Genomic DNA, 13,098 nt, shown 5'->3' with positions numbered 1-13,098 from the left:
CAGGCCGCGTTACTTTGACTAGTCGATGCCCAGCTCTTTAAGTTTGCGGGTTAAGGTATTGCGTCCCCATCCCAATTTACGTGCCGCTTCCTGTTTGTGGCCATGGGTGTAATGCAAGGCTCTTTCCAGCAAAATACGTTCAAAGCTGACAGCGGCATCATTGAGAATGTTCTGCTGCCCCGATTGCAACTGTTTGTCGGCCCAGGATGCCAGCAAGCTTTGCCAGTCACCATTGGCAGAAACACTGGCTTCGGCGATTAGCGGCTGCTGATGCAGCTCCGGCGGCAAATCGGCGGGGATAACTTCTTTGCCGCTGGCCATCACCGTTAGCCAACGGCATAGGTTTTCCAGTTGTCGCACATTACCCGGCCAGGGCAAATTGGCCAGGATCTTAGCGGTATCCTTGCCGAGGGTTTTAGCCTCCACTTCCAGCTCTTTGGCAGCCTTAAGCAAAAAATGCTCGGCCAAGGGGGCAATATCCTCTCTTCGCTCCGCCAGCCTGGGTATATGGATACGTATTACGTTCAGGCGGTGGAACAAGTCTTCCCTAAACTTACCCTGAGCAACACGTTGCTCCAGATTCTGGTGAGTCGCCGCGATAATACGCACATCTACCGACACCGGATTATGTCCACCCACCCGATAGAACTGGCCGTCAGCCAATACCCTCAGCAAGCGGGTTTGCACATCCAGCGGCATATCGCCAATCTCGTCTAAAAACAGTGTACCGCCGTCTGCCTGTTCAAAGCGCCCTTGTCTGGCATTTTGTGCACCAGTAAAAGCGCCCTTCTCATGACCAAAGAGTTCTGATTCAATCAAATCTGTGGGAATAGCTGCCATATTCAGCGCGATAAATGGTGCCTTGGCTCTAGGGCTGTGACGATGCAAAGCCTTGGCAACCAGCTCTTTTCCCGTTCCAGACTCACCGTTAATCAGCACACTGATACTGGAGCGGGATAATCGCCCTATGGCCCTGAACACTTCCTGCATGGCCGGGGCTTCACCGATAATCTCGGTTTCCAGTCGCGGCGCCTGCCGTTGCTGCAACCGCAGCTGTTCTCTGGAGTGCGCCAAAGCACGCTTAACCAGATTCACCGCCTCATCGATATCAAAAGGTTTGGGCAGGTACTCAAAGGCGCCGCCCTGATAAGCATTAACCGCGCTGTCCAAATCCGAATGCGCGGTCATGATAATGACCGGCAGATTGGCGAACTGGCGATGCACTTCTTCAAGCAACTGCATACCGTCCATTTGCGGCATGCGGATGTCTGATACTATCACCTCTGGCTGTTGTCCGGCTTCAAGCTGGCGCAATAAGTCTTGCGGGTTGTCGAAGCAGTAACACTGAATATCTGCAGTTTGCAGGGCCTTTTGTAGTACCCAACGAATCGAACTGTCGTCATCTACAATCCAAACCGGTGCAGCGCTCATAGGTTTGGCTCCTTCTTATCAATAGGCAGATAAATGGTAAATTCGGTATGACCTGGCCAGCTTTCCACTTCAATCTTGCCGCGGTGATGGTCAATCAGGTTCTGGGCAATAGATAACCCCAACCCTGTACCATCTTGTTTGCCGGTCACCATAGGGTAGAATAAGGTGTCTTTCAGCCGTTCGGGAATGCCCGGGCCGTTATCAATAATCTTAATTTGTGCGCACAGAGGATAGCGTTTACCGTGGATGGTCACCTGCCGTTCTATGCGGGTGATAAAACGTATAACCCCTTTGCCTTCCAGCACCTGCACCGCATTGCGGGCGATGTTCAGCACCGCTTGCTGGATCTTCTCTTCGTCTATCCATAGTTCAGGGATACTGGGGTCGTAATCCCTGACCAATTGCACATCGGCAATTTCATCAAGGCTCAACAGGGTTCGGATTTTTTCCAGCACTTTGTGCAGGTTATGCCATTGGAAATTGGGCGGCTTATTGGGGCCTAGTAGCCTGTCCACCAAATTTCGTAAACGGTCTGCTTGCTCAATAATCAGACCGGTAAATTCCCGCAGCTCAGGATCATCGAGCTGCTTCTCTAACAGTTGAGCGGCACCGCGCAGTCCACCAAGTGGGTTTTTAATCTCATGGGCCAGACCACGCACCAGCTCCCGGGCAGCTTGCTGCTGTGCCCATTGCTGATTTTCCTGACTGATGCGGCGAAGATGATCAATTTTTTTGATTTCCAGTAACAACATGGGTTGGCCCTGCTGCTCAATACTGGAAACCGTGACATCCGCCAGTGAATGACGTCCATCAGCAAAGATTACCTGAACTTCACTGTCGGAGAAGCTGTCCCGATCGCGCAGCGCATTGACCAAACGCTGTGTTTCGATACTGGATTGCAAAAACAACTTACGCAGCTCTTGCCCTTGTAGCTGGTTTAAGCTCTGCTCTAAAAAAGATTCAGCCGCCGGATTGGCATATCTGACTTTAAGCTCGCTATCCAGCAACACCAGTGCCAGCGATAATTGGCTGATCAAGCCTTCTGGAAATGCTGTTGTCACCCATACCTCATTTTTTATCTGCGTCGGCCGATTTTCTGCTCATGCACCAATATAGTGCAAAACATCAAAGACACGCATTATTTTAATGCGTTAGTGGCCGCAGCGTGATTTGGATGCCTTAACCTGACCGGTTCAAGACAGACGCCTGGTGCAGGTAAAAGACTCTGGTAGGAGATGATGCAAGGATCTTGCCCGATTTCGACACTAAACGAACTTCAAGTTGATGTTCACCACGCGGCACCCCCTGCACAACAAATTGCGGTGAGGCCCCAGTTGCCAAAACTTGGCCGTTTAAGACCAACTGGAACAGACCGACCGCCTTTGGCTCAATGCTGGCGCTGACCTTAACTTCACCCTGATTGTTACGAATGGTCTCCTCATGAGCGGGGGATAGGATACTGATGTTGTAATTTACATCCGGTTTAGATGGGGCAGTGGGTTTGGTGACCTGTTTCGGCGCAAGGGACTGTGAAGTGTTGGCATTTGGCAGTGCAACGGGTACCGCACCCGCAACAGGTCGGTCGGTATACACAACGGTACCGTCAGCTTGCACCACTTTATACAAAGTGGCACTTTGTGCCGACAGGGCAAATATGGTGAATAGCCAGCTTAGTCTCATTAGATCCCCAAAATAGTTGCCATTCATCTAGAGCATACTTCTCCAGTTTAGCCCGAGCAGCGGCAACAAAAAAGCCCGCACAAAGGCGGGCTTGTTATGGTAAGTAAGACTTACACGCTGTAGTACATATCGAACTCTACCGGGTGCGTGGTCATGGCCAGCTTTTCCACTTCCAGGCGCTTGATAGCGATATAAGCATCGATCATGTCGTCAGACATTACGCCGCCTTCTTTCAGGAAGTCACGGTCAGCGTCCAGCGCATCCAAGGCCATCTCCAGGCTGTGAGCGACGGTTGGGATGTCTTTCGCTTCTTCTGGCGGCAGATCGTACAAGTCTTTGTCCATGGCGTCGCCAGGGTGGATCTTGTTCTTGATACCGTCCAAGCCGGCCATCAGCATAGCCGCAAAGGACAGGTAAGGGTTCGCAGCCGGGTCAGGGAAACGCACTTCGATACGACGACCTTTCACGCTTGGTACGTGAGGGATACGGATAGACGCACTGCGGTTACGTGCAGAGTAAGCCAGCATAACAGGCGCTTCATATCCTGGTACCAAACGCTTGTAAGAGTTGGTAGTTGGGTTAGTGAACGCATTCAGTGCGCGGGCGTGCTTGATGATACCGCCAATGTAGAACAGCGCTTCTTCAGACAGACCTGCGTACTTGTCGCCGGCGAAGATGTTCTTGCCATCTTTAGCAATTGACTGGTGTACGTGCATACCAGAACCATTGTCACCTACCAGTGGCTTAGGCATAAAGGTAGCGGTTTTGCCGTAAGCGTCAGCAACGTTGTGTACTACGTACTTGTAGATTTGCACTTCGTCAGCTTTCAACACCATGGTATTGAAACGACAGGCGATTTCGTTCTGACCAGCGGTTGCCACTTCATGGTGGTGCGCTTCGATAGACAGACCCATTTCTTCCATGACCAAACACATGGCTGCACGGATATCATGTGCAGAGTCGACAGGAGGAACAGGGAAATAACCGCCTTTCACGCCAGGACGGTGACCTTTGTTACCGCCTTCAAACTCAACACCTGAGTTCCACTTGGCTTCCATAGAGTCGATTTCATAGAAAGAACCGGCCATGTCAGTGTGGAAACGGATATCGTCAAACATGAAGAACTCTGGCTCAGGACCCATCAGAACGGTGTCACCGATGCCAGTAGATTTCAGGTATTCTTCCGCACGACGGGCAATAGAGCGTGGGTCACGATCATAGCCTTGCATGGTAGCTGGCTCATAAATGTCGCAGCGGATGTTGATTTGTGTTTCTTCAGCGAAAGGATCTAATACTGCGCTGGCAGCATCCGGCATCAACACCATGTCGGAGTCATTAATGCCTTTCCAACCGGCAATAGATGAGCCGTCGAACATCTTACCTTCTTCGAAGAACTCCTCGTCCACCAGGGCAGCAGGAATAGTAACGTGCTGCTCTTTTCCTTTGGTATCGGTAAAACGCAGGTCAACAAACTTGGCTTCACTTTCTTTGATCAGGTCCAGTGCCTTTTCTACTGACATTATGTCCTCCAGGTTGATATTCAAAACGCAGATTCAGTAGTCTGCGGATAAGTCGAACTTTGTTGATGCAACAAAAGCCAGTTTCATGCCAAGTTGCAGCCCTCAGTAGTTATGCAGCCTTTGAGGCATATTGCCATGAAATCGAGCCAACTTAGCGCATCAAAAGCACCAACTTGGTGCATTGACGCACCAAATGTGCGCAGAGCACTCCAGCAAGATGCACCTAAAAGTAGCTCAAATCCAGTTGGCTAGCGAAAAATCTCAATGTGTCATCGCAAAATCCTTGAGAAAACTGTACAATCCGCCGCCTGAAAAAAGGCATTGGGTGAAAAAACCGGCAAAACCGGCTTAAAAACCCAGCTAGTGTCGTCTGGATGAAATAAACTCAGAGGACACTGCCCGTATAGGATGACCACATCCGCTCCACGCCACCAAGAGAGAATCAGATGAGTTCACAACAAACCTCACTGGATAAATTGAGGAACATTGCCATTATTGCCCACGTTGACCACGGGAAAACCACCCTGGTTGACAAACTTTTGCAACAATCCGGTACGCTGGACAACCGCAAGGGCACTGACGAACGCGTCATGGATTCCAACGCCCTGGAAAAAGAGCGTGGCATCACTATTCTGGCGAAAAACACTGCCATTAATTGGAAAGACTACCGTATCAACATCCTGGACACCCCTGGACACGCCGACTTTGGTGGTGAAGTTGAGCGAGTTCTGTCTATGGCCGATTCAGTTTTATTGCTGGTTGACGCCGTTGACGGCCCCATGCCGCAAACGCGCTTTGTAACCCAAAAGGCTTTCGCCCACGGACTAAACCCGATTCTGGTTATCAACAAGATTGACCGTCCTGGTGCGCGCCCTGACTGGGTTATGGATCAGGTTTTTGACCTGTTTGATAACCTGGGTGCGACCGACGAGCAGCTGGATTTCCCTGTTGTGTATGCGTCTGCCTTACAAGGCTGGGCAAGCTTGGATGAGAACGAGCAAGCTACAGACATGGAAGCACTGTATCAGGCCATCGTTGACAAAGTATCTCCGCCCAAAGCCGACCCAGAAGGCGCTTTGCAGATGCAGATTTCCCAGTTGGATTACTCCAGCTACCTGGGCATTATCGGTATTGGCCGTATCAAGCGCGGTCAGGTTAAAGTTAACCAGCAAGTCACTGTAGTGGGTGCTGATGGTAAGAAGCGTAACGGCAAAGTTGGCCAGGTATTCGGTTATCTGGGTCTGGACCGTTATGAAACTGAGACCGCCAGTGCCGGTGACATTGTCGCTATCAGTGGCTTAGGTGAGCTTAAGATCTCTGACACTATCTGTGCCGCCGATACGGTTGAAGCCCTGCCACCTCTGACGGTAGATGAGCCAACGGTAACCATGACCTTCCAGGTCAACACCTCACCGTTTGCCGGTCAGGACGGTAAATTTGTTACCTCACGCCAGATTCTGGAAAGACTGCAAACCGAGCTGAAGCACAACGTTGCCCTGCGTGTGGAAGAAACCGCTGACCCGGACAAGTTCCGTGTATCTGGTCGTGGCGAACTGCACTTGGGCGTTTTGATCGAGAACATGCGTCGTGAAGGCTATGAGCTGGCCGTATCTCGCCCCGAAGTTATTCTGCGTAAGGAAGGCGAGCAGCTACTTGAGCCCTACGAGACGCTGACTGTAGATATCGAGGAAGAAAACCAGGGTTCCATTATGGAGCAACTGGGTTTGCGCAAAGCTGAAATGCGCGACATGAACCCCGATGGTAAAGGCCGTGTACGTATCGACTTCGTGGTACCCAGCCGCGGTTTGATCGGCTTCCAGACCGACTTTATGACCCTGACCTCAGGTACTGGTCTGATGTATCACACCTTCCTGGAATATGGCCCGCATGCCGGTGGTCGTATCGGTCAGCGTAACAACGGTGTACTGATCTCCAACGGTAAAGGTAAGGCCCTGGCCTATGCCCTGTTTAACCTGCAGGAACGTGGTCGTTTGTTTATCGGTCATGGTGTGGAAGTGTACGAAGGCCAGATCATCGGTATTCACAGCCGCGATAACGACCTGACAGTTAACTGTCTGAAAGGTAAGCAGCTGACCAACATCCGTGCCGCTGGTACCGATGAAGCGCTGACCCTGACGCCACCAGTACGCATGACGCTGGAAAGGGCACTGGAATTTATCGACGACGACGAGCTGGTTGAAGTAACCCCCAACCATATCCGTCTGCGTAAGAAACTGCTGACGGAAAATGACCGTAAGCGTGCTTCCAGAAGCGCCGACTAATCAGAAAAACCCGCCTAGTGCGGGTTTTTTATATCCAGGGATGGATGGTATGCCGACGTTATAGGGAATATTCGTCGGCGATGTTCAAGGATGAACGGGCTGAAAACTATAAGCTAAAGCTGTTCCATAGCGTTCCTGACGCTATGGTGCTCCTCGACTTTATCTCCTGATTCGCTCTACATTCTCCATCCTTGGCTAGGTGAGCAAAATAAGACTAAATTTCTTACTGACCCGAAATTCATTTAGATTTAATTAAGATTCTTTATCATTTGCACGCATTGGACTATAGGATGCCGCTATGCTGCGATTTTTTGTTTTACTGTTGCCCCTGTTAACTCTGTTTGCTTGTAAAGATAATGACAAAAGCGAGCACAGCTTAATTCGTCCAATTGCCTGGACCGAGGTATCCGCCTCTCCCCTAGAGCAAGTGCGCAGATTGTCCGGCACTATGGCACCCGTAGAAGCAGCCAGTCTGAGTTTTGAAGTAAGCGGCAAGATAGAAGCCGTGCAGGTCAATCTGGGCGAAAGCGTTAAACAAGGCCAGGAACTGGCCAGACTGAATCAACGCAGTTTTAACCTCAGCCGTCAATCGGCACAGGCTACCCTCGAGCAGGCCAACGCAAACCTGACCGAAGCGGAAAATGAGTACAGACGTTATGCTGAACTAGTGGAGCAAGGTGTAGTATCCAAGTCAGGTTTCGACAACGCTAAAGCGGCATTTGAGTCCACCCGCAGTGCCGTTGGTGTTGCCCAGGCCCAGTTGGATATCGCCCGGAAAAACCTCCACGACAGTGTGTTGCTTGCCCCCTACGACGGCATAATTACCAAGCGTCTAATTGAACCCTCTCAACAGATCAGTGCCGGACAAACCGTGTTTGAAATTGAAGGCGAACACGGTTTGGAAGTCAGACTGATGGTACCGGAAACCATAATTCAAGAGCTACACAATGGTATGTCGCTGCCGGTACGTTTTCCGGTATTACCCGGCCTGACCTTATCCGGCAAGGTCAGTGAAATAGGCACCAGAGCCGAAGCCGCCAACGCATTTCCCACTGTCATTCTGCTTAATGAACACGATAGCCGACTACGTGCCGGTATGACTGCTGAGGTAGATATTACCTTTCTTGGCAGCGGCCGCAGCGGATTCACCGGCCCCAGCCTGAGGGTACCGGTGTCGGCCATTGCTGCTGACACCGGAAAACAAGTTTATCTGTTTGTGTATGACCCTACCCAACAAAAAGTCTTCAAGCGCATCGTGCAAACGGAAAATATCATCAATAACGAGGTGTATATTTCCAAGGGGGTTAAGGAAGGCGAAATCGTTGCCACCGCCGGGGTAGCTTTCTTGCGGGATGGTCAGCAGGTCAGCCTGCTGGACAAGCAAATTCGTCAGTTCAACTGAGGCTTATGGTATGAACCTGACGTCTGTTTCCTTTACCTATCGCAAATCCGTGATGATGGTGTTGGTGCTGCTGCTGATAAACGGCCTGATGGCCTATTTTACCCTACCGGCACAGGAAGACCCGACCATCACCATTCGTGAGGCCATTGTCAGCACAGCGTATCCGGGTATGGCACCGGAACGGGTTGAACAGCTGATCACCAAACGACTCGAGGAAGAAATCCGCAAAATTCCGGAGGTGAAAAAACTCAGCTCGTCGTCATCCACTGGCCTGTCAATTATTCACGTAAAGATTTACGACAGGTACTTCAATCTGGACAATATCTGGCAGGATTTGCGTAATAAGGTTCAGCAAGCGCAGCGCCATCTGCCAGATGGTACCTACCCTTCACACATCAATGATGAATTCGGTGACGTGTCGGTTATTACCCTGGCACTGACCGCCGATGGGTTTGGCATGGGCGAAATGTACGATGCAGCCAAACATATCCGTGACACCTTGTACGGCGAAGAAGGCACCAAGAAGGTGGAGATTCTTGGTCATCAGGAAGAACGGGTTTACCTACAGGTCTCCAATGCCAAGCTCTCCCAGCTGGGCATCTCCCCGCGCGCCTTAATTGCCGAGCTGCAAAATCAAAACATAATCAGCCCCGGTGGCCAGGTGGATACCGGTCGCAGCAGCTTTGTGATCGAACCTTCGGGTAACTTCAGTTCGTTGGAGGATATTGCCAATACCCATCTGAGCATTCCAGGCACCGAGGACTACATTGCCCTGACCGACATTGTGGAACTCCAGCGTGGCTACATCGACCCACCGGATAAGCTGGCTTACTTTAACGGTACCCCTGCCATTTTCTTTGCCATCTCCATGCTACCTGGCTACAACATCCTCGACTATGCGCCGCGCATGCTGGAGCGTATTCATGCTCTGGAAGCCAGTTTGCCGATTGGCTATGAACTGGATATTGCCACCTATCAGGCCGAGCAGGTGGAAAAGACCGTGCATGGCGTGTCAATTAACGTACTGCAAACCCTAGCCATTGTGCTGGTAGTAGTGGTTCTATTTTTGGGTGTCCGCACAGGCCTTATCGTTGGCACTATTGTGCCCTTTGTGATGCTAATTACACTGTCGGTAATGCAATTTTCCGGGATTAAACTGGAAAGAATGAGTCTGGCCACCCTGATTATTGCCCTAGGCTTGCTGGTAGATAACGGCATAGTTATCGCCGAAGACTTCAAACGCCGCCTGGAAGAAGGCGTGGCCCGCTTTGATGCCATGTGCCAGGGCGGTAAGGAATTGGCCCTGCCGCTGCTTAGCTCGTCCGCCACTACGGTTTTTTTCTTCCTGCCGCTGATGCTGGCCGATCATGTCGCCGGCGAATACACCCGCTCTATCTCTCTGGTCATTCTGATCACCTTGCTCAGCAGTTGGATACTGGCCCTCTGCGTGACTCCGACCCTGTGCTACTTTTTTGTCAAAGTGCCACTAAACCGGACGGTAGCAGAGAAGAGTAAATGGATGCTCCGTTATGAGTACTTTCTGCATTGGGTAATGGCACACAAACTGGTGTTTATGGCCAGTATGTTTGCCCTGCTAATTCTGGCGATTATCAGTATGAAATTGGTGCCAAAGCAATTTTTCCCTGATTCAGACCGCACCCAGATTCTGGTGAACATTGATTTACCTAAGGGCACCTCCTCACGGGAAACCGACCGACAGATGCGGGAGATCTTTACCTGGCTGGAACAAGAGCAATATCAATCCGTTATAGACAGTTATTCTGGTTATGTAGGTTTCAGTGGGCCCCGGTTTGTGTTGTCCCTCAACCCTGAAGATCCTGCGGAAAACAAAGGCTTTATCGTGCTCAATGTACATGAGGGCGTAGATCTGTCGAGCTTCACACTTGAAATGGACAAAGCCCTGGAGATGGCCTTTCCGAATGTGTCGGCGCGGGTTAAAAAGATGTTCCTTGGCCCATCGGACTCCAGCATTATCAAGATTCAGGTAAAAGGGCCGGATGAAGACATCATTTATGCCAAGGCCGAACAAATCATGGCCTTGCTCAGCGACATCCCCAATACCATTGACGTACGCAGCAACTGGGAAAACCGTATTATTAAGATTGAAGTGCAGGTAGACCAGCACCGGGCGAGGCGTGCCGGTCTAACCTCAAGCGATATCGCCACGGCATTACAGGGCTATTTTTCCGGCGCCGTCGTCACAGAGTTTCGCGAAGGTGACGATATTATCCCGGTGATGCTGCGAGCCGCCGATGCCGAGCGTAGCAATCTGGACAGACTGCGCACCCTGAATGTGTTTTCGGAAAAAACCGGCTTGGCCGTACCGCTATTTCAGGTGGCCGACTTCGCCCCGGTCAATCAGTATTCTATTATTCATCGGGAAGATATGTTCCGTACGGTGAGCATCGAAGCCCGCAATATTCACATGGCCGCGGAAGACCTAAAACGTATTGTTGACCCGAAATTACAGGCACTGGCGGGCGATTTGCCGATTAACCACCATATTGAGTATGACGGCGTCATTACCGAGTCGGCCGATGCGCAAAAGGCCCTGAAAGCCAATATGCCCATGGTGCTGGGGCTGATCCTGATTCTGCTGGTGATGCAGTTTAATTCGTTCCGTCGTTCGTTGGTGATTGTATTGACCATTCCTCTGGCCTTTATTGGCGCTGTGCTGGGTTTGTTTGTCACCAGCGCTCCCTTTGGCTTTATGGTCACATTGGGTCTGTACAGTCTGGCAGGTATAGTGATCAACAATGCCATTGTACTGATTGACCGGATTGAGATTGAGAAGGCCGAGGGCAAGTCGGACTATCAGGCCATAGTGGATGCCAGTTTGACCCGCCTGCGTCCCATCGCCATGACCACTATTACCACCATTATGGGTTTGCTGCCGCTGATTATCGGCAAAGACCCGCTGTTTCACGGTATGGCCAGTGTAATTGCTTTTGGGTTGGGTATCGGCACCATTCTTACTCTAGGCGTGGTGCCGGTGCTCTATGCGGCATTTTTTAAGGTGCGGCGGCCAGCATAACCGCTGAAGAGAAAAATCAGGCGCGGTAGCGGGCTTTGATAAAGGTACAAACCAATTCACTCAAGGCCTGACCTACCACACGACTTCCCGCCTCCAGACCGGCAGGATGACGTTGCGGCGCGCCTTCCGCCAGGTGCAGATACTGCAAGCGCGGTAGTAACGCCAGACGATGCACGTAATATAACGCATCATCCAAAGACATACCGGCAAAGGTGACCGCACTGGTGGGAAGCTCGCTAATCGCATCCAGATCCAGCTCCAGTCCAACAGGTTGCCCTGAGGTTTGCAGATAATCGCCTACCTGCGACAGAGCCTGTTCAATACTAAGTTCCCGACGCCAACGTAACTGCTGGATACTGAACCAGGGGAATCCCAAAGCTTGCAGCGCATCCAGAGCGTCACGGGAGTTCTTCTGCTCATGCAATCCTAATACCGTGTAATGCGATAAATAGCCTTGGTGATGGGCATAGCGAAAAGGATTGCCACTGTGTCGACCTTCCATGCGGCGAAAATCACTGTGTGGATCAAGATTGGCCACCGCCAGCGGTTCACCACGCGTTTCACTACAGGCGCGAATCAAACCGTAAGCATTGTTGTGCCCACCCCCTATGAGTATGGGAATAAGACCCGCAGCAAAAATCGGTTTGAGCGCTGCAACCAGGCGTTTATCCACCTCTTCGCACTGGGCTCTTAATGTGGCGATATCTTCGCTTACGGGTAAATCGCAGCAATCCAATTCACCCACCAGCAAAATATCATCGCCGGGCAGATAGGTATTGGCCTGTAGGTTCAAAAAAATGGACAAAAATGCCTGCCAACCTTGATGGGCACCGCCTTTACCGCAATTAGCCATTGGCCCGATTTGCTCGGGCACACCAATCAGTGCAAATCGGCAACCAGCGGCGTTAGCCTGGTCATAATCTGCCAAGTCATCCATGCTACGAACCACCTGACCAAGCTTGGCTTCTCCCGGTCTGGCATGAGTCAGTTGAGCGATACTCTCAGCACTCAGATAGCGAACAGGCATGGTCGAATTATTCTATGTCCAGTGGCTCAGGAGAGAGGATGATGCCGGTGCTATCGGCATACAGATGATCTTCTGGCAAAAAGGTCACACCGCCAAAATTAACTGCGATATCCACTTCACCGATTTGCTCGTAATCCGCTGAAACCGGCATAGATGCCAATGCATGCACACCGATATCCAGATCTTCCAGGGTGTCGACATCACGCACACTGCCGTAACAAACGATGCCTTCCCATTCGTTTTCCAGGGCCAGCTGAGCGGTATTGGCATCAATTAGCGCACGACGCAGCGAGCCACCGCCATCCACCAGCAGCACTTTACCTTTGCCAGGCTGCTGCAGGACTTTTTCAATCAGCCCTTTGTCCTCGAAACACTTGATAGTGGTAATGGCTCCGCCATATGAACGGCGACCACCGTAATTAACGAACATGGGCTCTACTACGTCGACATTATCGGCGAACAGGTCACATAGCTCAGAAGTGTTGTATTCCATGAGGGTTCCATCTGCATTGAGTGGGTTGCAGCCCAGTATACTAAGACTGTTTCGGGGCTGTCCATCCGAAAGCGGCGGGATGGAACAGTAAGGGGTGGAAAGGCTAAAATGGCCAGCTTTGGCTTATGTCATCAAGTCTTCTTGCAAATGTCACCTTTTATTCACATATGGTTCTTAGGATTGGCTGGCAAATGAGCAAGGTTTATGG

At 51.1% G+C, this 13,098-nt stretch carries 9 protein-coding genes; 3 read left to right on the top strand and 6 right to left on the bottom strand.

The features are described 5' to 3' along the window. Positions 1-18 precede the first annotated feature (18 nt). The 4 genes from glnG to glnA form a co-directional block, all read right to left on the bottom strand. Positions 19-1,431: a nitrogen regulation protein NR(I) gene (gene glnG / locus KJY73_RS20080; protein ID WP_214345423.1), complete on the bottom strand. Its 1,413-nt coding sequence runs from the start codon at positions 1,429-1,431 to the stop codon at positions 19-21. Next, a complete protein-coding gene (gene glnL / locus KJY73_RS20075; RefSeq protein WP_214345422.1) occupies positions 1,428-2,492 on the bottom strand; it encodes a nitrogen regulation protein NR(II) in 1,065 nt (354 codons plus the stop codon). Before glnL ends, glnG begins: the two co-directional genes overlap by 4 nt. Before the next feature lie 118 nt (positions 2,493-2,610). After that, on the bottom strand, positions 2,611-3,111 hold the full coding sequence (locus KJY73_RS20070; RefSeq protein ID WP_214345421.1) for a DUF4124 domain-containing protein: 501 nt from the start codon (positions 3,109-3,111) through the stop codon (positions 2,611-2,613). Between the two features lie 110 nt (positions 3,112-3,221). Next, positions 3,222-4,631: a glutamate--ammonia ligase gene (gene glnA / locus KJY73_RS20065; RefSeq protein WP_214345420.1), complete on the bottom strand. Its 1,410-nt coding sequence runs from the start codon at positions 4,629-4,631 to the stop codon at positions 3,222-3,224. A gap of 446 nt (positions 4,632-5,077) precedes the next feature. Here glnA and typA point away from each other — a divergent pair, with 446 nt between their 5' ends. From typA to KJY73_RS20050, 3 genes are all read left to right on the top strand, one after another. Continuing rightward, on the top strand, positions 5,078-6,913 hold the full coding sequence (gene typA, locus KJY73_RS20060) for a translational GTPase TypA (RefSeq protein WP_206593021.1): 1,836 nt from the start codon (positions 5,078-5,080) through the stop codon (positions 6,911-6,913). A 298-nt stretch (positions 6,914-7,211) separates the two neighbouring features. Beyond that, positions 7,212-8,315 carry an efflux RND transporter periplasmic adaptor subunit gene (locus tag KJY73_RS20055; RefSeq protein WP_214345419.1) on the top strand — a complete coding sequence of 368 codons (1,104 nt, stop codon included), beginning with the start codon at positions 7,212-7,214 and terminating at the stop codon, positions 8,313-8,315. 10 nt (positions 8,316-8,325) lie between these two features. Beyond that, positions 8,326-11,370: an efflux RND transporter permease subunit gene (locus tag KJY73_RS20050; protein ID WP_214345418.1), complete on the top strand. Its 3,045-nt coding sequence runs from the start codon at positions 8,326-8,328 to the stop codon at positions 11,368-11,370. Positions 11,371-11,386: 16 nt separating this feature from the next. Here KJY73_RS20050 and KJY73_RS20045 read toward each other — a convergent pair whose 3' ends face one another. Both KJY73_RS20045 and rraA read right to left on the bottom strand, forming a co-directional pair. Then, positions 11,387-12,397 (bottom strand): formimidoylglutamase, encoded by a 1,011-nt coding sequence (locus tag KJY73_RS20045; RefSeq protein WP_214345417.1) that lies wholly within the window; start codon positions 12,395-12,397, stop codon positions 11,387-11,389. Between the two features lie 7 nt (positions 12,398-12,404). Next, positions 12,405-12,890 carry a ribonuclease E activity regulator RraA gene (gene rraA, locus KJY73_RS20040; RefSeq protein ID WP_206593017.1) on the bottom strand — a complete coding sequence of 162 codons (486 nt, stop codon included), beginning with the start codon at positions 12,888-12,890 and terminating at the stop codon, positions 12,405-12,407. Positions 12,891-13,098 lie beyond the last annotated feature (208 nt).

The sequence above is a fragment of the Bowmanella yangjiangensis genome (assembly GCF_018531185.1).
GTDB classification, from domain to species: Bacteria; Pseudomonadota; Gammaproteobacteria; order Enterobacterales; family Alteromonadaceae; genus Bowmanella; species Bowmanella yangjiangensis.
The sequence above is the reverse complement of the archived record's forward strand: the minus strand, read 5'-3'. Positions and strand labels throughout refer to the sequence as shown.

Excerpts from the sequence above, each read along its gene's own strand:
- glnA (WP_214345420.1), bottom strand. The coding sequence starts at position 4,631 with ATGTCAGTAGAAAAGGCACTGGACCTGATCAAAGAAAGTGAAGCCAAG.
- glnG (WP_214345423.1), bottom strand. The coding sequence starts at position 1,431 with ATGAGCGCTGCACCGGTTTGGATTGTAGATGACGACAGTTCGATTCGT.
- KJY73_RS20045 (WP_214345417.1), bottom strand. The coding sequence starts at position 12,397 with ATGCCTGTTCGCTATCTGAGTGCTGAGAGTATCGCTCAACTGACTCAT.
- typA (WP_206593021.1), top strand. The coding sequence starts at position 5,078 with ATGAGTTCACAACAAACCTCACTGGATAAATTGAGGAACATTGCCATT.
- rraA (WP_206593017.1), bottom strand. The coding sequence starts at position 12,890 with ATGGAATACAACACTTCTGAGCTATGTGACCTGTTCGCCGATAATGTC.
- KJY73_RS20070 (WP_214345421.1), bottom strand. The coding sequence starts at position 3,111 with ATGAGACTAAGCTGGCTATTCACCATATTTGCCCTGTCGGCACAAAGT.
- KJY73_RS20050 (WP_214345418.1), top strand. The coding sequence starts at position 8,326 with ATGAACCTGACGTCTGTTTCCTTTACCTATCGCAAATCCGTGATGATG.
- KJY73_RS20055 (WP_214345419.1), top strand. The coding sequence starts at position 7,212 with ATGCTGCGATTTTTTGTTTTACTGTTGCCCCTGTTAACTCTGTTTGCT.